Raw genomic sequence first — 21,672 nt, 5'->3', positions numbered from 1 at the left:
ATTTTCTTCATCTTCCGTCGCTTTTTTGCCTGTATTTGACAGAAAACGACAAAAAAAGGAATGCATAAAGGAAGGATCCCTTATGTATTCCCCTATTTGCAGGTATGGACTGGACGCAGTCAAGGCCAAGAAATTATCGGCCTAAGAGGTGAACCAGTTCAAACAGGTTTTCATCGATGGGATAGCGAAGTTTGGCGGCTTCCGCATAGGGTGTGGCCACGACTTTGTTGTCGATGAGGCCGATGACGCAGTTATGCGTGCCGTCCAGGAGACTGTCGACGGCTTTCTGCGCAAAGCGGCCAGCCATGATGGCGTCGTACGCCGACGGAGCACCGCCGCGCTGTACGTAGCCGAGGACGGTCAGGTTCGGCGACAGATAGGTATGTTCTTTGATATAGTCGACGACGTCGGAGCCTTTGGCAGCGCCTTCGGCGACGATGACGATACTGCTCAGTTTCTTCATGCGGTGCGATTCTTCCAGATGCTGGCAGAGGGCGGCCAAGTCGACTTTGTGTTCCGGGACTAAGACCGCTTCGGCACCGGAGGCCATGCCGGCACTGATGGCGATAAAGCCCGCTTCGCGGCCCATGACTTCAATGACGGCGACGCGGTCGTGGGAAAAGGCCGTATCGCGGATTTTATTGACCGATTCGAGAACCGTATTGACGGCCGTATCGAAGCCCAGGGTATACTGGGTCCCGACCATATCGTTGTCGATGGTCCCGGGAATGGTGATCGTCGGGAAACCAAAGCCAGACAAGGCTTCGGCACCGCGCATGGAGCCGTCACCGCCGATGACGACTAAGGCGTCGATTTCCTGTTCCCGCAAATATTCAGCCGCTTTCTGCTGTGTTTCTTTTTCTTTAAATTCCAAGCAACGGGCTGTCCGAAGCACGGTCCCCCCATGATGAATGATCGCACCGACATCGCGTCGGCCCAAGGGGCGCGTTTCATGACGCAGCAAACCTTCATAACCGCGAATAATCCCTTCGACGGTCAGGCCGCGCTGAATGGCGTACCGCGTGACACCGCGGATTGCCGCATTCATTCCCGGCGCATCCCCGCCGCTGGTCAATACTCCGATTTTGTTGATCATTTTACATCAGTCTCCTTCTTTTCCCTGGCAATAAACTGCACATGCCTTTCATTGATTTTATGGACAATGGATTCGACGATCTGTGACGCTCCCCCGCGTGTCGTATCGACGACGCCGTCGCAGTACGGATAGATCTCTTCCCACTGTTTCATCATAGTATGGACAAAATCATGAAGATTATCGTAGTCCACGGTCGGCCGCTTTCCAATGTGGCGGCTGACTCTTTCCTCGACGCGGAAGGGCTCGGATAAGAGGGCCACGATAAAGCCATGACGATGCAAGATACGGTACGTATCGACATTCATGGGAAAGTTGCCGCCAAAAGAAATCACCGCTTCATGATAGCGGCTGACTTGCTGTAAAATATTGAGCTCCCGCTCTCGAAACGCCTGTTCTCCATAGCTGGCAAAGAAATCAGCAATCGTCATGCCTACGGCCCGCTCGATACGCCTATCCGTATCGACAAACTGCCAATTGAGGCGCTGCGCCAGCTTACGGCCAATATGACTCTTGCCGCTCCCCATCATCCCGACGAGGACGATATTCCGCTTCATCATGATCGGCACACCTCCTCCAATTAGTCTATTCTGCATATGTACCTTCCTATTTTATCATACTTCTTTCTCGTTGACACAAAAAAAGCCGTACTTTTTCTTCATATTACTATAAACAGAACGGGACAGTCAAAAAAAATCGCCCCATCCATCCCATGAGCCACGTGTGCCCGAGCCCGTCATTCTGCCGATGCGGGGCCTTGCCGCGATCCGTCAGGCAAATATGAACCCCCTGGGACAAGTATTGCCCCAAAGAGGCGATCCCCTACAAAAAAAAGAGATCTGCCGGCAAAAGGCAAATCTCTATTCTTCGTCAAAAGCTCGCTCCCAGCGGGGATACGGGCCTTCCGATGGCAATCAGGACGCACAGGTCGTGCCGCAGTTTCCCCCTTCGGCTGCCGCGTCATTGGTCAGGCCCAGGCGCTTGATCATGGCCATGTCTTCGACGATGGTCGAGCCCGACGTGGTCAGCATATTGCCCGTAATCGACGCCGAGGCGCCGCACAGGAGGGCCGTAGCCCCATTTTCAGGCAGGAGTTTACGGCCTGCCGCCAGGCGGATATTGGCTTCGGGGTTGATGAAGCGGAAGAAGGCAATGGTCCGCAGGATGTCGTCGCCAGAGAGTTCTTCCCGTCCTTCAAAAGGCGTGCCGGGAATGGGCATCAAGGCGTTGATGGGAATGGATTCAATGCCGAGTTCGGCAAGGCTGATGGCCATATCCAGCCGGTCTTCCCAGGTTTCCCCCATGCCGATGATGCCGCCAGAACAGACGCAGAGCCCTTCGGCCTGAGCATCTTTAATGGTGCGGATGCGGTCGTCGTAGGTATGGGTCGTACAGATCTGTGGGAAGAAACGGCGCGACGTTTCGATGTTGTGATGGTAGCTGGTGACGCCCGTCTGGCGAAGGGCGTGGAGCTGTGCTCTCGTCAGCAGGCCGTGAGAGGCACAGAGGCCGATATGAAGTTCGCCCTTCATGGTCCGGTACGTATCGAGGGCCTTTTCAAAGTCCTTTCCCGAAAGGGCCCGGCCGGAGGTAACGATGGCGAAGCGGTTGGCACCGGCATCCTGATTGGCCTTGGCATTGGCCATGATTTCTTCTTTCGGCAGGAAATCGTATTCATCGCAGCCCGTATGGTGACAAGCCGACTGGGCGCAGTATTTACAGTCTTCGCTGCAGCGGCCGCTGCGGCCGTTGATGATGGTACAGAAGTCGACGTGGTTGCCGCAGAAATGGCGCTGCAGTACGCCGGCCCCCTCTTTCAGTTCATCCAGCGGTGCCGTCAGGAAGAGGCTCAGATCGTCGCCCCGTTTGATGCGATAGCCTCGTAAAATTTTTTCGGTCAAACCTGCAATTGTATTCATTGTTAACCCATGCCCCTCTTTCTATTAGTGACTATGGGATTATTATACGCGCAGAGCCGCCTCTAGTCAACCATATTTTCCGAGTATTATGGTTAACAATAGGATAAATCGGGAACGATGCTGCCGCCTGTGAAAGCGCGGGAAGGCCACAAAAAAAGGCCCGTCGCAGTTGCGACAGACCTTTTTTCAAGTGTTCTTGCCAATAGCTTATCGGCGTTCGCGGATACGGGCAGCTTTGCCGGTAAGACCGCGGAGATAGTGCAGTTTTGCACGGCGAACGATACCGTGGCGAACGACTTCGATTTTAGCCAAGCGCGGGGAATGTACCAAGAAAGTACGTTCAACACCGACGCCATAGGAAATGCGGCGGACAGTGAAAGTTTCGCGGACACCGCCGTTCTGACGGCCGATAACGACACCTTCAAAGATCTGGATACGTTCACGATTGCCTTCGACAACCTTTACGTGAACTTTGACAGTATCCCCAGGGCGGAATGCCGGGATATCGTCACGAAGCTGTTCCTGTTCAAGTACGCTGATAATGTTCATTGCTCTTTTTCCTCCTATAAGACATTCTTACCCCGTTGCCGCCATCGTACGCGGCAATCGTCATATGATACCGATCATATCGGGCAGCGGACTGCCTAAAATAACAAAGGAATTATATCATAAAAAATCCTTTGTGTAAAGCCTTTTTTCTCGCAAAATCGCAAATACGAAGGGACCTAAGGCCTACATCTGCACGTTAGGCAGGAAGGTACGGGACATGTGGGAGATGATGGCCTGGTACTTATCCCGCTTGTCCGTCGGATAGGTTACGGTAAAGGCCACGTAGGTCTTATCCTTGTCGTTGAGGTAAAGTTCGTGATAGTAAGACGTCTTGCCGTCGGTCCAGCCGATGGCGTAGCTGTCTTTGGTCTTGATGTTGGTCGTCAGTTCCGGCGATTCGTTCATGCCGACGGCCATGTTGTACAATTCATCGATGGAAAAGCCCATGGTATTCTTGGCGGCATAGGTCCGGAAAACGGCATCGTCCTTCGGGTCCTGGAAGTAAGCCCCGTCCCCGTCGACGGTCATATCGGCAGTCGTCGCCGAACGCGGGATGTCGACGGCATACTGATAGGTGCGGTTGTAATACTGGTAATAGTCCTTATCCTTGGTCGTCATGACCTGAACGACGTCGTAACTGTCGGCATTGGCGCTCTTGATGCTGACTTTTTCAGCAGCCAGTGCCGTCGAGCCTGCGATGCAGGTCAAGGCAGCGACTAAGAGGGCAACGTTCTTTAATTTCATGGATATCACTCCTTTATTGTCTGGTGCGATGAAACTTGCGAAAAGACGGCTTTCAAATAAATAACAGATGCAGGCAGGCTGCATCTGTCATCTATTATACCATATTCAAATTTAGCTGCACAAGAAAGGCGGCTTACGATAATTTTTTGATATCGCCGAGAGGCTGAATGAGGCTGTAGGTCAGAGCCAGGAGATGGAGTCGGTTTTCTTTGACGGCTTCATCTTTATGCATGACCAGGACGTTGTCTAAGAATTCATTGATGACGGCAATGCCTTCGGACAAGATGTCGGCAACGCTCTGGTAGTCATAGACGGCGTACTGCTGGGACAAATTGACCTGCATGGCCTGGCAGGCGCTGTAGAGGGCCCGTTCTTCATCGGTTTCAAAGAGGTCAGGATCGACGTCGGTGTCGTCGGCACCTTTGATCATGTTGCTGACCCGGGTAAAGGCCTGGAGCAGGTCGGTCTTGCTCATGATGTCGGCATCGATGAGGGCCTGGGCGCGGCGAGCGGCTTCGTTGGCGTTGAGCGTATCCGAGCTCAGGACGCAGTCGATGATGTGGTAATCCATGCCCTTATCCTGGAAGATATTCTTCAGGCGCAGGGTAAAGTAATCGTCGAGCTGCCCCATGACCGTCGCGGCATCTTCGCCGGTGACGCCGAGAAGGTTCAGGATGAAGGCGAAGACTTCGTGGCAGTTGATGTTCCAGCCGGCATCCATGACGATGTTCAAGATGCCGATGGTCTGACGGCGCAGGGCGAAGGGGTCCTGGGAGCCTGTCGGAATGAAGCCGCGGCTGAACATGCCCGTAATGGTGTCGAATTTATCGGCAATACCGAGGATGCGGCCCATGTCGGTCGCCGGCAGTTCGTCACCGGCAAAGCGCGGCTGATACTGTTCGTTGATGGCTTCGGCAACGGCTTCGTCTTCCCCATCGATGAGGGCGTATTCCTTACCCATGACGCCCTGGAGTTCCGTAAATTCCATGACCATCTGGGTAGCCAGATCAGCTTTAGCCAGTTCCGACGCCCGCTGCAACTTAGCATCGTCGAGGCCGAGATCGAGTTTCTGATTGAGGAATACCGTAATCTGTGCCAGGCGCTGAGCCTTATCGGAAAGCGTGCCGAGGCCGTCCTGGAAGACGATTTTCTTCAATTTTTCCGTGTAGTCGGCCAAGGTATGCTTCTTATCTTCTTCGAAGAAGAACTTGGCGTCGTCGAGGCGGGCCCGGAGGACGCGTTCGTTCCCGTGCTGGACCGTTTCCAAATGGTAGTCATTGCCGTTGCGGACGGTCAAGAAGAGGTTCATGAGCTTGCCGTCGGCGTCGCGCATGGGGAAATAGCGCTGGTGGTCCTTCATGGGCGTAATGATGGCGGCTTCGGGCAGTTTCAGATAGTCTTTATCGAATTCCCCGCAAAGGGCCGTCGGATATTCGACGAGGTAGACGACTTCTTCGAGGAGGTCGTCGTCCATGATGACCGTACCGCCCTTTTCGTCAGCCAGTTTCTGGAGGCCGTCGAGGATGAGCTGGCGGCGTTTTTCCGGATCGACGATGAGGAAGTGTTCTTCGCAGATTTTTTCATAGGAAGCCGGATCGTCGATGGTGAAGTCGCCGGTGCCGAGGAAGCGATGGCCGCGGCTGACCTTGCCAGACTGGACGTTGGCCAATTCAAAGGGAATGACCTCCGTATCAAAGAGGGCGACGAACCAGCGAATCGGACGGACGAAATGGAAGTCGAGGCTCCCCCAGTGCATGCTCTTGGGGAAGTTGAGACCCGTTACGATGCCCTTCATGAGGTCCGGCAAAAGGCCCTTCGTTTCAGCGCCGACGCTGGTGACGTTGGCGTAGACGTAGCCGTCTTCAACGGTCAAATCTGCGACATCGATTTTCTGGCCGCGGGCAAAACCCATGGCAGCCTTGGTCGGTTTTCCGTCGCCGTCATAAGCGATGGAGACCGACGGGCCCTTATGCTTAGCTGAGACGTCAGCCTGCTTTTCAGCAACGCCTTTCATCAGCAAGGCGATACGGCGCGGCGTGCCCAAGGTGCGGACCGATTCATAGGCGATATTCGCTTCGCCAAACGATTTTTCAGCCAAGTCTTTGACCTGACCGAGGATACTCGGCATATAATGAGCCGGGATTTCTTCGGTGCCGATTTCAAGTAACAAATCTTTGCTCATCTTATTTTTCCTCCTTGGAAAGCATTGGGAATCCTAATTTTTCACGCTGTTCCAGGTATGCCTTAGCGCAGGCCCGGGCCATATTGCGGACGCGGCCGATGAAGGCAGCTCGTTCGCTGACGCTGATGGCGCCGCGGGCATCGAGGAGGTTGAACGTGTGCGAGCATTTCAATACGTAGTCATAGGCCGGAAGGACGAAGCCGGCTTTGATGACCCGCATAGCTTCTTTTTCATATTCATCGAAGAGGTGGAACAAGAGGTCGGCGTTACTCAGTTCAAAGGCATACGTCGACTGTTCGACTTCGTTCTGATGGAAGATATCGCCGTAGGTGGCCGTTTCGTTCCACTGGAGGTCATAGACGTTTTCTACGCCCTGAATGTACATGGCCAGTCGTTCCATGCCGTATGTGATTTCCGACGATACGGGGGCGACGTCGATGCCGCCGACCTGCTGGAAGTAGGTAAACTGCGTGACTTCCATGCCGTCGAGCCAGACTTCCCAGCCAAGGCCCCAGGCGCCGAGGGTCGGCGATTCCCAGTTATCTTCGACGAAGCGGATGTCGTGTTCGGCCGGGTTGATGCCCAGCGTTTCCAAGCTCTTTAAATAGAGTTCCTGAATGTTGTCCGGCGACGGTTTGCAGATAACCTGGAACTGATGGTGCTGATAGAGGCGGTTCGGATTGTCGCCATAGCGGCCGTCAGCCGGGCGACGAGACGGTTCGACGTAGGCTACATGCCACGGTTCCGGGCCGAGCGTTCTGAGGAACGTCGCCGGGTTCATGGTCCCTGCCCCTTTTTCTACATCATACGGTTCGTAGATGATACAGCCCTGAGAAGACCAGAAGTTCTTCAATGCAAATATCATGTCTTGAAAATTCATCGTATTCCCTCCTACATGCAAAAAAGTCCCTGTAACATAGATAGTATGTTACAGGGACGAGTATACGTACCCGCGGTTCCACCCTGATTGGTCCAAAAGACCCGCTTGATTGATCGGCCATACACATCGAATGACTTCCGGCCGCGGCCTTCAGAGCGCCTTCCGCATCGGCAGCCGGCTCACACTGTCCCGGCCTCGCTGATAAGATACGTACTTGTTCTCTTGCATCGCCTATGTAATTGTACGTTCCTTATCATAGCAAACTTAAAGGTAAAAGTCAATCTTTTCAGCCATCAAAAAAGGATTGTCACTAAAGGCATAAAACCTTTAGGAGACAATCCTTTTCAATCAGGTAAATCTAGTGCTTGCCGTATTTTCGGGCTACGTCAATGCGGCGCAGAGCGCGTTCCAGGGATGCGCGGGCCCGTGTTTCATCGAGGTTGGCTGCGTGTTCCGCCAAGAGGGCTTCGGCACGCTTTTCCGATTCGATAGCACGGTCGATATCGATGTCTTCCGGCTTTTCCGAAGCCGGCGTAATGACCGTAACCACATTGCTGTGGACTTCCATGAAGCCCCCGGCAACGGTAACACAGTCGCGTTTTCCATCCTTGTCATAGTACAAGGGCCAAATCGACAGGGACGCGATGAGCGGCGCATGGTTGGGCATGATGCCCAAATCGCCGTCTAAGGCGCGAACGAGGATAAAGTCCACGTCTTCATGGAGTACGGCAGCATCGGGCGTTATGACTTCCAAATGGAGTGTCTTTCCTGCTTCTGCCATAGACTATTCCCCTTTCAGCGTCTTGGCCTTTTCATAGGCTTCTTCAATATTGCCGACCATGTAGAACGCCTGTTCAGGCATGTCGTCACATTTACCGGAAATGATTTCATTGAAGCCTTCGATGGTTTCCTTCAGCGGGACGTAACGGCCTTCCTGACCAGTAAACTGTTCAGCAACGGCGAAAGGCTGGCTGAGGAAACGCTGTACTTTACGGGCACGGGCAACGGTCAGCTTATCTTCTTCTGACAATTCGTCGATACCCAGGATGGCGATGATATCCTGCAGGTCGTTGTACTTCTGGAGGATTTCCTGTACGGCACGGGCCGTCTGGTAGTGATCGTCGCCGATGATGTTCGGGTCGAGGATACGCGACGTGGAGTCCAAGGGATCGACGGCCGGGTAAATCCCCAGTTCGGCGATCTGACGGGACAGAACCGTCGTCGCATCGAGGTGCGCGAAGGTAGCAGCCGGAGCCGGGTCCGTCAAGTCGTCGGCAGGGACGTAGACGGCCTGGACGGACGTGATAGAACCGTCTTTGGTCGACGTAATGCGTTCCTGCAGGGCGCCGACGTCGGTACCCAGGGTCGGCTGGTAGCCAACGGCAGACGGGATACGGCCGAGTAAGGCCGAAACTTCGGAGCCTGCCTGGATGAAACGGAAGATGTTGTCGATGAACAGCAAGACGTCCTTGTGTTCTTTATCGCGGAAGTATTCGGCCATGGTAAGACCGGTCAGGCCGACGCGCATACGAGCTCCTGGCGGTTCGTTCATCTGGCCGTAGACGAGGGCCGTCTTGTCGATAACGCCGGATTCCTTCATTTCGTTCCAAAGGTCATTGCCTTCACGGGTACGTTCCCCTACACCGGTGAATACGGAATAACCGCCGTGACCGGTAGCAACGTTATGGATCAATTCCATGATGAGGACCGTCTTGCCGACGCCGGCACCGCCGAAGAGGCCGATTTTACCGCCCTTAGCGTAGGGGCAGATGAGGTCGACGACTTTGATCCCCGTTTCGAAGATTTCTGTTTCCGTCGCCTGGTTTTCGAATTTCGGAACCGGGCGGTGGATCGGCCAGTAATCATCGGCTTCGACTTTGGCGTCGACCTGGTCCACGGTGTTGCCGAGGACGTTGAAGATACGGCCCAAGACGCCTTTTCCGACGGGGACCTTAATCGGGTCGCCGGTGTTTTCGGCTGCCATGCCGCGGACGAGGCCATCTGTGGAGTCCATGGAAACGCAGCGGACGACGTCGTCACCTAAGTGCTGCATGGCTTCTACAATGAGGTCGATCTTCTGGTCGCCTTCACCGCCCGTGATGTGGATGGCGTTGTAGATGGACGGCAGGTCTGCTTCGGAAGCAAACCGCACGTCGACGACCGGGCCGATGACCTGGACTACTTTCCCAATGTTATTGCTCATGAAGAGGTTCTCCTCTCTTTCAAGAATTGTAACAGCAGCGCGTGACGAGAATCACGTCTTATTTCAAGGCGTTGGCGCCACTTACGATTTCCGTCAGTTCGTTGGTAATACCAGCCTGGCGGACTTTATTGTAGGTAACAGTCAGTTTTTCAATCAGCTCACCGGCGTTGTCCGTAGCCGACGTCATGGCCGTCATACGGGCACCGAGTTCACTGGCAGCCGACTGAAGGAGACTGTTATAAATAAACAGATCTAAGTACTGGGGCAGCAAAGAATTGAGGACCTGGGCTGCGTTGGGAGCATACAAGTATTCTTCCATCAGACCGTGGTCTTCCCCCTGTTCGTCCTGATCGATGGGAAGCATCTTGACGATTTTCGCTTCCTGGGACAGAGCCGATTTAAAGTGCGTGTAGATGACGTAGACTTCATCGACTTCGCCGTCGAGGAACTTCTGGGTCGCCATGTGGGCGATTTCCTGGGCATTGATGAGCTGCGGCTTATCCGAAAAACCGGACCATTTTTCATCCGGCGTAATGCGCAGGTGCTTTAAGTACTCTGCCGGTTTGCGGCCGGCGACGAAAAGGACCGACGCACTGCGGGGCTTATCCTTTAAGACCGATACCATGGCCTTGTTGATATTGGCATTGAAGGCCCCGGCCAGGCCCTTATCGGCCCCGATGATGATATAGCACGTCTTCTTGACGTCATCGCGGGACTGGAACAAAGGGTTCCCGGAATCGGGCGAAGCGGCCGACAAGCGGCGCAGCATGCCTTCCATTTTTTCGGTATACGGGGCAGTAGCCAGTGCCCGTTCCTGTGCACGGCGCAGTCGCACGGAGGAGACCATCTTCATGGCCTTGGTGATCTGCTGAGTATTGGTAACGGATTTAATCCGTCGATTTATTTCGCGTGCACTCGGCATAGCTTATTCCTCCTCTTTAACCAGCTCGTGAGAAGTACCGTACTGCTTGATGTATTCAGCAATGGCTTTCTTAAGGGTTTCTTCTGCATCTTTGCCGAGTTCCTTCGTCGACTTGATGCTTTCGCCGACTTCCGGATAGTTGCTGTGCATGAAGGTGATGAAGCCGTCCGCAAATTCAGCCACTTCTTCAACCTGAATGGGCATCAGATAGTTCTTAACGGCCAAATAAATCTGCATGACCTGATCTTCGACAGCCATCGGCTTATACTGCGGCTGAATGAGGAGCTGCATCGTCCGTTCGCCGGCGTCGATCTGAGCTTTGGTGTTCTTATCGAGGTCGGAGCCGAACTGAGCAAAAGCGGCCAATTCGCGGTACTGAGCGAGGTTCAGACGGAGCGTACCGGCAATGCTCTTCATGGCCTTGATCTGAGCCGAGCCGCCGACACGGGATACGGAGAGGCCGACGTTGATAGCCGGACGGATCCCGGAGTTGAAGGCTTCCGTTTCGAGGAAGATCTGGCCGTCGGTAATGGAAATGACGTTGGTCGGGATGTATGCCGACAAGTCACCGGCCAGGGTTTCGATGATCGGCAGGGCCGTAATCGAGCCACCGCCTAATTTATCGGACAGCTTAGCCGCCCGTTCGAGCAGACGAGAGTGTAAGTAGAATACGTCGCCGGGGTAAGCTTCACGTCCTGGCGGACGACGGAGAAGCAAACTCATGGCGCGGTATGCCTGAGCGTGTTTGGACAAATCGTCGTATACGCAGAGGCAGTCTTTGCCCTGGAGCATGAAGTATTCGGCAATGGATACGCCGGAATACGGAGCCAGGTACTGGAGCGGAGCCCCATCGGAAGCCGTAGCGGCGACGACGATGGTATAGGCCATAGCGCCGTGTTCTTCCAGGGTCCGTACGACGCGGGCAACGGTCGACGATTTCTGACCGATGGCGACGTAGACGCAGATGACGCCTGTATCTTTCTGATTCAAAATGGTATCGATAGCGATGGCCGTCTTGCCGGTACCGCGGTCACCGATGATGAGTTCACGCTGGCCACGGCCGATCGGAACCATGGAGTCGATTGCCTTGAGGCCCGTCTGGAGGGGCACCTTGACCGGCTGGCGGTCGGCGATGCCATAAGCCTTGACTTCGATCAGACGGGATTCTGTCGTCTTGATGTCCCCTTTGCCGTCAATGGCCATCCCTAAGGGATTGACGACGCGGCCGATCATGCCTTCGCCGACAGGGACACGCATAACGCGGCCTGTACGACGGACGGTGTCGCCTTCTTTAATGAGGGCGTCATCGCCGAGCAGTACGGCACCGACGTTATCTTCTTCCAGGTTCAGGGCCATGCCGTAAACGCCGTGCGGCAGTTCCAGCAATTCCCCGGACATGGCTTTTTCCAAACCGTAAATGTGGGCAATGCCGTCCCCGACTTCTAGGACAGTACCGACGTCATCGACGTTCATTTCCACATTATAATCTTCGATTTGTTTCTTGATTATAGCCGTAATTTCTTCTGGCTTCATATTCATTGTTCGTCCGTCACCCCATTCGTCGCGTCAGCCTGGAGCAAGCTATTCTGCATATCCTGCAGTTGCCGCTTGAGGCTGGCGTCTATTAATTTGTCGCCAATTTGGATGACCATGCCGCCGATAAGCGACGGATCGACGTAGTACAGCGGTTCAATCTGCTGACCCGTCATGGTTTCCAGGCTGGCTACGAGCTTGGTCTGTTCTTTTTTGGACAACGGCTTGACGACGCGGATCTTAGCCACTTCGATGTTCTGAGCCTTACGGGCCAAATCGATAAACCCGTCAATGCCCAAGAGCAAAGCCGCTTCGCGGCGCCGGTCGATCATGACGTACATGAACTGCATGACCAGCGGCGACACGCTGTCCCCAAAAATCTGTTTCAATGTGTCCTTTTTGGACTGCGGCGGTACGAGGGGATGATTCAGGAATTTCCATAAATCGGGATTTTCCTGGAACGCATCCCGTACGCCTTTTAATTCTGTTCCGAACTCGGTAAGCTTCTTTTGTTCGCTGGCAATGTCAAACATGGCCTGGCTGTATTTGCTGTAGATCGTTTCGGGTATCATAAGATCAGTTCCCCTTTACGCGATGCGTCTGGATCTGGTCAATGCAGTCGGCTACGAGTTTCGCGTTCATATCAGAATCGATATTTTTCTTGAGCAGTTTTTCTGCCACAGCCATCGACAGATTGACTACTTCCTTACGCATTTCCCGGATAGCCGCTTCCCGTTCATTGGCGATTTCAGCCTGGGCAATCTGTTTTTCCCGGGCGATCTGATCGCGAATGGCTTCGAGCTGGGCCTGTGCTTCCTTATCGGCCTGTTTTACAGCTTTGTCGACGATGGCCTGCGCTTCTGCACGGGCATCGCGGATTTGAGCTTCATAGTCGGCTCTCATCTTTTCAGCCGTTTCCTTGGCTTTAGCTGCATCGCTGAGATCGGAGGCAATCTTATTGCGGCGGTCTTCCAGCACTTTGAGCAGCGGTTTGTAAGCGAACTTCGCCAAAATAGCAACTAAGACGAAGAAGTTGATAAACTGGAACAGCAAGGTACCATTAATACTAACCAATGTACTTCCCTCCCCGGCTGTATAGTAGAATCACTTAGATTAAAGCAGGCTGACGAACGGATTGGCAAATACCAATACGATGGAGATGACAGCTGCGATAATCGGCATGGATTCGATCAAGCCGATGGAGATAAGCATGTTGACCAAGAGTTTGCCGCCCATTTCAGGCTGACGAGCCGTACCTTCAAGCATTTTCGATGCGGCGTGGCCGTCACCGATAGCAGCGCCGAGAGCTGCCAAACCAATACCCAAGCATGCACCAAAAGCGGACAGTGCCAAAACGATAGCTTTTTCCATAATAAATAACCTCCTAGTTTCTGTGAGTAAGATGAAATTTTCAGTGTCAAACAGTATCCGGCACGATTAGTCGTCTGCAAAAGACGGAGCCAGATACGACGTGGTCAGGATCGTAAAGATAAATGCCTGAATGAGGCCGATGACCAGGCTGAACAGCAGCCAGATGATCGGAATCCCGATAGGCACCAGGAAGTACAGGACTTCCAACAAAATTTCCCCGGCCAGGATATTGCCAAATAGACGGAAGGCCAACGTTAACGGTTTGGTAATTTCTTCCATCAAATTGATGATAACAAATGGCGCAAAGGGTTTAAAGAAGTGTTTGAAATGTTTTTTGAACCCCTGGTTCTTCAAGGCCATAAAATGGACCATAAACGAAGATACCAGTGCCAGGGCGACAGTCGTATTCAAGTCATTCGTCGGCGAAGCCAGGATTTCCGGATTCGGAATCATGCCCAATTCGTTGGCGAACAGGATGAATAAGAACATGGTCAATAAGACCGATACGACTTGGCCGTATTTCGGTCCCAACGTTTCCCTGAACTGGTCGAGGAGGGATTCGATGACCATTTCCATGGCATTCTGCAGGCCCGACGGGACGAGGGAACGTCCCCTTGTGGCAGAGACGGTGACGATGATGACCAGCGCTGCAACGAGCCAGGTCATCATCAGCGTATCCAGGTTGACATTCAGACCCAGAAGCTGAACGACCACATGATGCCCTGCATGTAATTCCATACGCAATACCTCCTTTCCTTTACCGTCTGAAGCGTGCGGTCAACACATCTGCAAAGATCAGGACACGGTATGAAAAGATACCGGCCAAGGCAGCTCCCAGCGAAATGGACGGGAACTGCAGGATCACGATGACGGCCAGGCAGACGAAAATCAGCCGGAACACGGCACCGCCGCGGATGAATGCCGCCGCCTGCTCTGGCGGCAGTTTCAAGGCCCGTACCGAACGGCTGCTGAGCATGAAGAAATACACGATGTTCAAGCCGCTGCCGATACACCAGCCACTTATGTACTGCCACCACCCGCCCAATAACAGGACAGCGGTGACGATACATGTAAAACCAATGAGTTTGCAAATTGTTGCCTTTACATAGGTGTAAAAAGCTTCCATAGACTCCACCCTCCGCGCTTCTCACCGCCTCGATGACGAACGATTCCGGCGGGATTCATCCCGTTCATAGGACACAGCTTTTTTGTAAAGCGTCCAAAACCCGGAAACGGCACCGATCAGCGAAAATAGGATCAAGCCCCACGGCGATGTGCCCGTGTAGACATCGATAAAACGGCCGATGGCGACGCCAACGCAGATGCAGACAAAGAGCGACAAGCCGAGCGAGCCGGCGATGGCCACGATGTCCAGGAGCCTCATAGAATTCCCTTGGTCACTGTGAGAATCATTCTTTTTTCTCATAGCATACACACTCCTGCTCAGGCGATAGCAGTCTTTCCACAACCACGGTGCGCATAGAAAACCTACGTTTAGCCGCGATTATTGCTTATTTTAGCACGGAAAAACGGGAAAATCAACACAAAATGAAAGAAAAAATGAGTATATAGCTAAAAACTATTCTCAATATAACTGAGATTTATTTTGAACGGCTGAAGTCGTCCGGAACGGCTTCGTTACCGGCAAAAACATGGAGAATGGCTTCGACGATGCGCCGCGATGCCTGGCCGTCGCCATAGGGGTTGACGGCGTTGCTCATGGCGTCATAAGCGGCCTTGTCGGTCAAAAGACGCTTCGTTTCGGCATAGACGACGTCCTTATGGGTGCCGATGAGGCGGACCGTACCGGCTTCAACGGCTTCCGGCCGTTCCGTCGTATTGCGCAGGACCAGAACCGGTTTTCCCAGAGACGGCGCTTCTTCCTGGATGCCGCCGGAATCGGTCAGCACCAGATAGCTGAGGCTCATGAGATTGGCAAAGGGTTCATATTCCATGGGATCGATGAGGTGGATCCGATCGACGCCGGACAGTTCATCTTCGACGACTTTGCGCACCTTGGGGTTGCGGTGGACGGGAAAGACGATTTCCGTATCGGGAATCTCTTCGATGATCCGGCGCAAGGCCTTATAGATGTGGCGCATGGGTTCGCCCAGGTTTTCCCGGCGGTGGGTCGTAAGTAAGATGACCCGGTGGTTTTTGAAGTCGACGGACTTCAACTGATCGCCGAAATCATAGTCGCCGGCCACGGTCGTCATCAAGGCGTCGATGACAGTATTCCCGGTTACATAAATCTGAGATGGATTTACATTTTCACGAAGGAGATTGTCCCGTGCCGTCGAGGTCGGTGCAAAGTGAATGGACGCCATGGCCCCAGTGAGCTTGCGGTTCATCTCTTCCGGGAACGGCGAGTATATATCCCCTGTCCGAAGGCCGGCTTCGACGTGGCCGACGGGGATCTGCTGATAATACGAAGCCAGGGCACCGGCAAAGGTCGTCGTCGTATCACCGTGAACGAGGACCAGATCCGGTTGTTCTTTGGCCAGGACGTCCTTGAGGCCCAGGAGCGACTTCGTCGTAATATCGTACAAGGTCTGGCCCTTGGCCATGATGTCCAGGTCGTAATCCGGCGTAATCCGGAACAACTCCAAGACCTGGTCGAGCATCTGACGATGCTGGGCCGTGACGGCAACGACCGTCTCAATGCTGTCGGCATGTTTCTGTAATTCCTTGACGACCGGTGCCATTTTAATCGCCTCCGGCCGCGTGCCGAATACAGTCATTACCTTGATCATAATACAAATTCCTCCTTATATGACGAACCGATTCTCCCCGTCATGGTTTGCGGGTCGAATCGGTCGTTGATTTACGCAGTATGCCGATGCGCTTTGCCGAGTAGATGATAACGGCAAGAACGACCAAGACAGTCACGATCCCCGTCTGATAGCTTACATTGGCTACGAAGAGGGCGACGATGCCTAAGATCATGCTGACAAAATACATGATCAGTACGGCTTGCTTCTGTGTCATACCCAGGGCCAGGAGACGATGGTGCAGGTGGCCCTTATCCGGCTGAAATATGGGAACGCCGCTCATCCGGCGTCGGATGATGGCGAAGGTCGTATCGAGAATAGGAAGCCCTAAGGCGATGATGGGCACGACCAGGGCCACCGTCGCCGCCGTCTTGACCAGGCCGAGAACGGCCGAGACGGCTAAGGTATATCCGAGGAGCATGCTCCCCGTATCGCCCATGAAGATTTTAGCAGGGTTAAAGTTGTACTGCAAAAATCCCAGGGCTGCGCCGGCCATAGACACGATAATGAGGGCCGGCAGGAATTGGTTGAGGTTTACCGCCAAGAGGAACATCGAAATCGAGGCGATGAAGGCCACGCCGGCAGCCAGTCCGTCCAGTCCGTCGATGAGGTTCACCGTGTTGGTAAAGCCGATGATCCAAAAGATTGTCAGCGGCACAGCAATGACTTCCGGCAGGACCAGGATATCCCCAAAGGGATTGGTCAGCCATTCGATTTGAATGCCGAAGGCCACGGGAATACAGGCCGCGGCAATCTGACCGACGAGCTTGACCCGGGCCGGGATGTTGCAGATATCGTCCCAAATGCCGATGGCGACGATGGCCGTACAGCCCAGGAGCATCCCGATGAGTTCATGGTGCAGGGGCACGCAGAACAAGACGGCTGCCATAAAGCCGATATAGATGGCCAGCCCGCCGAGCCGCGGGATGACATGAGTATGTACCTTTCTTGCATTAGGCCTGTCCACGGCACCGACCTTGATGGCTACCTTCTTGACGCCCGGCGTCAACAGGTAAGACACCACCAAGGCAATGATAAAGGGTACAACATATTGGAGCACAACACACGCCTACTTTCCGTTAATCTATCATCAGTTGGTCAGACTGCGCATGGGCGCCGGGATACGGCCGCCGCGGGCAATGAATTCATCTGACTTATATTTATTGACATTGATAATCTGGCAATGGCCGAGAAGGCCGCCAAACTCGACGTTGTCGCCGACGCCCTTACCCGGTACGGGAATGACGCGGACGGCCGTCGTCTTGTTATTGATCATGCCGATAGCGGCTTCATCGGCGATGATAGCCGAAATGGTCGACGCCGGTGTATCACCGGGGATGGCGATCATATCGAGGCCGACGGAGCAGACGCAAGTCATGGCTTCGAGCTTTTCAAGGCTCAGGCTGCCGCGGCCAACGGCTTCGAGCATGCCCTTGTCTTCGCTGACCGGAATGAAGGCGCCTGACAGGCCACCGACGCGGGACGAAGCCATGAGGCCGCCCTTCTTGACGGCGTCATTTAAGAGGGCCAGGGCTGCCGTCGTACCACAGGCACCGCAGCTTTCAAGGCCCATTTCTTCGAGGATCGAAGCGACGCTGTCACCGACAGCCGGCGTCGGAGCCAGGGACAAGTCGATGATGCCAAAAGGCATGTTGAGGCGTCTCGATGCTTCCATGGCGACCAATTGGCCGACACGGGTAATCTTAAAGGCCGTCTTTTTAATCGTTTCGGCAACGACGTCGAAAGGCTCGCCCTTGACGTGTTCCAGGGCTACTTTTACGACGCCGGGACCGCTGACGCCGACACTGATGCAGGAGTCGCCGTTGGTGACGCCGTGGAAGGCGCCGGCCATGAAGGGATTGTCTTCAACGGCATTGGAAAAGACGACCAGTTTGGCGCAGCCTAAGGCGTCCTGTTCCTTCGTCCGTTCAGCCAAATCCTTAAAGACTCGCCCCATTTCGGCGACGGCATCCATGTTGATGCCGGCCTTGGTCGAGCCGACGGCGACAGAGCTGCAGACGAGATCGGTCACGGCCAGGCTTTCGGCGATGGAATCGATGAGGATCCGGTCGCCCTTGCTCATGCCCCGTTCGACGAGGGCCGAAAAGCCGCCGATAAAGTTGATGCCGATCGTCTTAGCCGCCTTATCCAGGGTCCGGGCGATATCGACGTAACTGGTCATATCGCTGGCCCCGGCGACGAGGCTGATGGGCGTAACGGACACGCGCTTATTGATGATCGGTACACCGTATTCGCGGGAAATGGCTTCCCCGGTCTCTACCAGGTGTTCTCCGTAGCGCGTGATCTTATCGTAAATATTGTTGCACAACGTCTTGCCGTCGCTGGCACAGCAGTCGAGGAGACTGATGCCCATGGTAATCGTGCGGACGTCAAGGTTGTTCTTTTGAATCATCTGATTCGTTTCAAGTACGTCATGGATTGTCAGCATAGTCCCTCTCCTTAGCCCACACGATGCATGGCGTCAAAAATGGCCTGGTTCTGAGCTCTGATTTCGACGCCGAGGGCTTCACCCTTCTGCTTGAGCAAATCCTGAAGAGTATCTAAATCAATATCCGCAGAGTCCATATCGACAATCATAGCCATATTAAAGATACCTTCTAAAATAACCTGATTGATCGTCAGTATATTGACCTTATGTTCCGCCATGATCTGGCTGACGGCGGCGATGATACCTGTGCGGTCCACGCCGACTACCGTGATTACAACTTTCACAGCTGCCCACCCCTTTGAGTTAGATTCTACGCTCCCCCATTATAGCACAGGTAACGCAGTAAATGCCACTTTCGGCCCATGAAAAGACCTCATTATCCTAAAATCGAGCAAATCGTTTCGCTTTGAAAAGAAAATTTATGCACCCAAGGCTTTGCTGATGAGGGCCTTGCCTTCTTCCAGCAGCTTTCCGGCCTGTTCCTCAGAGACGAAGCTTTCGGCATAGAGCTTATACATGTCTTCCGTTCCCGACGGGCGGGCTGCTACCCAGCCGTCATCGGTCGTGATCTTGACGCCGCCAATGGCCGAATTGCCGTAAGGCGAACGGGACAGGACAGCCGTAATGGGACTGCCGCAGAGATTCTTTTCGGTGACGTCCTTTTCCGTCAAGGAGCTGATCTTGTCCTTTTCTTCAAGCGTTGCCGGGGCGTCGCTGCGGACGGTGTAAGGCCGGCCTAGTTCAGCACAGAGTTCCTCATAGTAAGCCAGCGGCGATTTTCCCGTAACGGCGTAGATTTCCGCAGCCAACAGGCAGAGGATGATGCCGTCCTTATCGGTCGTCCAGACGCTGCCGTCTTTAGCGATGAAGGAGGCGCCGGCACTTTCTTCGCCGGAGAAAGCGATTTTCCCTTCTTCATAAAGGGGCCCGAAATACTTAAAGCCGACGGGGACTTCATAAAGCGGTACGCCGAGCTTCTTAGCCGCCCGGGCCAGCATATCCGTCGTGACGACAGTTTTGGCAATGCCCAGGCCTTCAAAATGGCGATGGGTCATGAGGTAGTGAGCGGCGACGGTCAAAAAGGCGTTGGCCGTAATCATGCCGTCGGTGCCGCAGACGATGCCGAAGCGGTCGTAGTCCGGGTCGTTGGCCAAAATGAGGCGGTAGTCGGCAGCCTGACCGGTAACGGCCGACATGACGTACGCCGACGAGCAGTCCATGCGGACCTTGCCGTCGTGGTCGTAATTCATAAAGGTGAACTGCGGATCGTAGGTATCGTTGACAAAAGACAGGTTCAAATGGTAGCGTTCGGAAATACGGTGCCAGTAATTCATGCCCGAACCGCCGAGGGCATTGACCAAAATGGGCAGATTGGCATCGCGGATAGCTTCCATATCGAGGATGGACGCCAGTTCAGCCACATATAATCCCTTATAATCATAAGGGACGACAAAATCGCTCTGAGCCGCTTCTTCATAAGGAATCATCTGGACGTCCTTATTGTGTCCGGCCAACAGGCGGTTGGCTTCGGTTTCAATGGCCTTGGTCATCTCGGAGCCGGCCGGTCCCCCCGTCGTCGGGTTGTATTTGATGCCGCCGTGTTCCGGAGGATTGTGGGACGGCGTCAGGATCAGGCCGTCGGCTACGTGTTCCTTCCGATGGTCATTAAAGCGCAGGATCGCCCGTGACACCGACGGCGTCGGGACAAAATCCCCGTCGGCATCGACATAGGCCGTGACCTTATTGGCCGCAAGGACCGATAAGACCGTTTCAAAAGCCAGTTTTGACAAATAATGGGTGTCGGCTCCGACAAACAACGGTCCGTCGGCACCAAACTCCTGGCGGAAATTACAAACGGCCTGGGTAATGGCTGCGACGTGGTCTGCCGTAAAGCTGCCGCTTTGGGCCTGTCCCCGATGGCCTGACGTCCCGAAGCGCACCTGCTGATGGGGATCGGCTGCGTCCGGATGAATCGAATGATACGCCCTCGTCATGGCGTCCAAGTCGATATAGTCTTCAGGTCTTACTTTCGTTCCTGCTAATTCATGTACTGCCATACTATCACCTGCTTTATTATTTTGACAAGGATTCAACGATTTTATACAATAAGAAAGAGTGCTGCCAATATCCTTGCGGATACTGTCATCACAGCATCTCATCGCGGCAATTCGTTTGTTTTCATTATAACAAAAAACGCATCATTATCCTAGATAAAAATGGCTTATCATCGAGGATATCTGAAAAAGAAAGGTGGTTTTTATGACAAAGTTTATCTCTTGGAACGTCAACGGCCTGCGGGCCGTCATGAAAAAAGGATTCTTAGATACATTCAACGACCTCGACGCCGATCTCTTCTGCCTTCAGGAAACGAAGCTCCAAGAAGGTCAGATCGATATCGACCTTCCGGGCTACGAACAATATTGGAACTACGCCGACCGCAAGGGTTACAGCGGCACGGCGATCTTCACCCGCATCAAGCCCCTGTCCGTCCGCTACGGCATGGATAAGGACGAACACGACCACGAAGGGCGCCTCATCACCCTCGAATTCGACGATTACTTCTTCGTCACCTGCTACACGCCCAATTCCCAGAGCGAACTAGCCCGCCTGCCCTACCGCATGCAGTGGGAAGACGATTTTAAAGACTACCTCCTGACCCTCCACCAGGAAAAACCGGTCATCGTCTGCGGCGACCTCAACGTCGCCCACCAGGAAATCGACCTCAAGAACCCCAAGACCAACCGCAAGAACGCCGGCTTCTCCGACGAAGAACGGCAGAAGATGACCGACCTCTTAGCGGCCGGGTTCACCGATACCTGGCGTCACTTCTACCCCGACACGGAAGGCGTCTATTCGTGGTGGAGCTACCGCTTTAGGGCCCGTCAGAACAACGCCGGATGGCGCATCGACTACTTCCTGACCACGACCGACCTCGACGACCGGTTGGAATCGGCATCGATTTACACCGACATCCTCGGCAGCGACCACTGCCCCGTCGGCTTGACAATAAAATAAAGTATATAATGACAATCAAAACCACCAGTTTAACTGGTGGT

23 protein-coding genes are annotated in these 21,672 nt (G+C 53.9%); 1 reads left to right on the top strand and 22 read right to left on the bottom strand.

Annotated features, from left to right (window positions below; all coding sequences use genetic code 11):
• Positions 1–133 precede the first annotated feature (133 nt).
• From pfkA to HMPREF3201_RS04955, 22 genes are all read right to left on the bottom strand, one after another.
• Positions 134–1,096: a 6-phosphofructokinase gene (gene pfkA, locus HMPREF3201_RS05060; RefSeq protein ID WP_062412041.1), complete on the bottom strand. Its 963-nt coding sequence runs from the start codon at positions 1,094–1,096 to the stop codon at positions 134–136.
• Positions 1,093–1,653 (bottom strand): shikimate kinase, encoded by a 561-nt coding sequence (locus HMPREF3201_RS05055; protein WP_082709396.1) that lies wholly within the window; start codon positions 1,651–1,653, stop codon positions 1,093–1,095. The genes pfkA and HMPREF3201_RS05055 overlap by 4 nt, the downstream gene beginning before the upstream one ends.
• A gap of 354 nt (positions 1,654–2,007) precedes the next feature.
• On the bottom strand, positions 2,008–3,012 hold the full coding sequence (bioB, locus tag HMPREF3201_RS05050) for a biotin synthase BioB (protein WP_062412040.1): 1,005 nt from the start codon (positions 3,010–3,012) through the stop codon (positions 2,008–2,010).
• Between the two features lie 207 nt (positions 3,013–3,219).
• Positions 3,220–3,561, bottom strand: a complete 342-nt coding sequence (rplS, locus tag HMPREF3201_RS05045) for a 50S ribosomal protein L19 (protein ID WP_044503957.1) — start codon at positions 3,559–3,561, stop codon at positions 3,220–3,222.
• 183 nt (positions 3,562–3,744) lie between these two features.
• A complete protein-coding gene (locus HMPREF3201_RS05040) occupies positions 3,745–4,305 on the bottom strand; it encodes a hypothetical protein (RefSeq protein WP_062412039.1) in 561 nt (186 codons plus the stop codon).
• 133 nt (positions 4,306–4,438) lie between these two features.
• Entirely contained in the window at positions 4,439–6,487 is a 2,049-nt protein-coding gene (gene glyS, locus HMPREF3201_RS05035; protein ID WP_062412038.1) for a glycine--tRNA ligase subunit beta, read from the bottom strand.
• A gap of 1 nt (position 6,488) precedes the next feature.
• Complete coding sequence (gene glyQ / locus HMPREF3201_RS05030; protein WP_062412037.1) at positions 6,489–7,367, bottom strand: glycine--tRNA ligase subunit alpha; 879 nt, start codon at positions 7,365–7,367, stop codon at positions 6,489–6,491.
• A gap of 358 nt (positions 7,368–7,725) precedes the next feature.
• Positions 7,726–8,148 (bottom strand): F0F1 ATP synthase subunit epsilon, encoded by a 423-nt coding sequence (locus HMPREF3201_RS05025; protein ID WP_062412036.1) that lies wholly within the window; start codon positions 8,146–8,148, stop codon positions 7,726–7,728.
• 3 nt (positions 8,149–8,151) lie between these two features.
• Positions 8,152–9,570: a F0F1 ATP synthase subunit beta gene (gene atpD, locus HMPREF3201_RS05020; RefSeq protein WP_062412035.1), complete on the bottom strand. Its 1,419-nt coding sequence runs from the start codon at positions 9,568–9,570 to the stop codon at positions 8,152–8,154.
• A gap of 58 nt (positions 9,571–9,628) precedes the next feature.
• Entirely contained in the window at positions 9,629–10,492 is an 864-nt protein-coding gene (gene atpG / locus HMPREF3201_RS05015; protein ID WP_062412034.1) for an ATP synthase F1 subunit gamma, read from the bottom strand.
• 3 nt (positions 10,493–10,495) lie between these two features.
• Positions 10,496–12,031: a F0F1 ATP synthase subunit alpha gene (gene atpA, locus HMPREF3201_RS05010; protein ID WP_062412033.1), complete on the bottom strand. Its 1,536-nt coding sequence runs from the start codon at positions 12,029–12,031 to the stop codon at positions 10,496–10,498.
• Positions 12,028–12,597: an ATP synthase F1 subunit delta gene (gene atpH, locus HMPREF3201_RS05005; protein WP_062412032.1), complete on the bottom strand. Its 570-nt coding sequence runs from the start codon at positions 12,595–12,597 to the stop codon at positions 12,028–12,030. The genes atpA and atpH overlap by 4 nt, the downstream gene beginning before the upstream one ends.
• A 4-nt stretch (positions 12,598–12,601) precedes the next feature.
• Complete coding sequence (gene atpF / locus HMPREF3201_RS05000) at positions 12,602–13,099, bottom strand: F0F1 ATP synthase subunit B (protein ID WP_062412031.1); 498 nt, start codon at positions 13,097–13,099, stop codon at positions 12,602–12,604.
• Between the two features lie 39 nt (positions 13,100–13,138).
• Positions 13,139–13,396: a F0F1 ATP synthase subunit C gene (gene atpE, locus HMPREF3201_RS04995; RefSeq protein WP_044503966.1), complete on the bottom strand. Its 258-nt coding sequence runs from the start codon at positions 13,394–13,396 to the stop codon at positions 13,139–13,141.
• 66 nt (positions 13,397–13,462) lie between these two features.
• Positions 13,463–14,134: a F0F1 ATP synthase subunit A gene (atpB, locus tag HMPREF3201_RS04990; protein WP_062412030.1), complete on the bottom strand. Its 672-nt coding sequence runs from the start codon at positions 14,132–14,134 to the stop codon at positions 13,463–13,465.
• A 19-nt stretch (positions 14,135–14,153) separates the two neighbouring features.
• A complete protein-coding gene (locus tag HMPREF3201_RS04985) occupies positions 14,154–14,522 on the bottom strand; it encodes an ATP synthase subunit I (RefSeq protein ID WP_062412029.1) in 369 nt (122 codons plus the stop codon).
• A 21-nt stretch (positions 14,523–14,543) separates the two neighbouring features.
• A complete protein-coding gene (locus tag HMPREF3201_RS04980; RefSeq protein WP_062412028.1) occupies positions 14,544–14,822 on the bottom strand; it encodes an AtpZ/AtpI family protein in 279 nt (92 codons plus the stop codon).
• A gap of 175 nt (positions 14,823–14,997) precedes the next feature.
• On the bottom strand, positions 14,998–16,149 hold the full coding sequence (wecB, locus tag HMPREF3201_RS04975) for a non-hydrolyzing UDP-N-acetylglucosamine 2-epimerase (protein ID WP_062412027.1): 1,152 nt from the start codon (positions 16,147–16,149) through the stop codon (positions 14,998–15,000).
• A 40-nt stretch (positions 16,150–16,189) separates the two neighbouring features.
• Positions 16,190–17,227 (bottom strand): glycosyltransferase family 4 protein, encoded by a 1,038-nt coding sequence (locus tag HMPREF3201_RS04970; protein ID WP_062412026.1) that lies wholly within the window; start codon positions 17,225–17,227, stop codon positions 16,190–16,192.
• Between the two features lie 30 nt (positions 17,228–17,257).
• Positions 17,258–18,616 (bottom strand): PFL family protein, encoded by a 1,359-nt coding sequence (locus HMPREF3201_RS04965; protein WP_062412025.1) that lies wholly within the window; start codon positions 18,614–18,616, stop codon positions 17,258–17,260.
• Between the two features lie 11 nt (positions 18,617–18,627).
• A complete protein-coding gene (locus HMPREF3201_RS04960; protein WP_062412024.1) occupies positions 18,628–18,900 on the bottom strand; it encodes an ACT domain-containing protein in 273 nt (90 codons plus the stop codon).
• Positions 18,901–19,035: 135 nt separating this feature from the next.
• The gene (locus tag HMPREF3201_RS04955; RefSeq protein ID WP_062412023.1) at positions 19,036–20,673 is read right to left on the bottom strand and encodes a phosphoglucomutase; all 1,638 of its coding nucleotides are present in this window, start codon (positions 20,671–20,673) and stop codon (positions 19,036–19,038) included.
• Between the two features lie 202 nt (positions 20,674–20,875).
• Between HMPREF3201_RS04955 and HMPREF3201_RS04950 the strand changes: the two genes are divergently transcribed.
• Positions 20,876–21,631: an exodeoxyribonuclease III gene (locus tag HMPREF3201_RS04950; protein WP_062412022.1), complete on the top strand. Its 756-nt coding sequence runs from the start codon at positions 20,876–20,878 to the stop codon at positions 21,629–21,631.
• Positions 21,632–21,672 lie beyond the last annotated feature (41 nt).

This window comes from Megasphaera sp. MJR8396C (assembly GCF_001546855.1).
Classification (GTDB): domain Bacteria; phylum Bacillota; class Negativicutes; order Veillonellales; family Megasphaeraceae; genus Megasphaera.
Note: the sequence above shows the minus strand (reverse complement) of the source record. Positions and strands in the feature narration are given on the sequence as shown.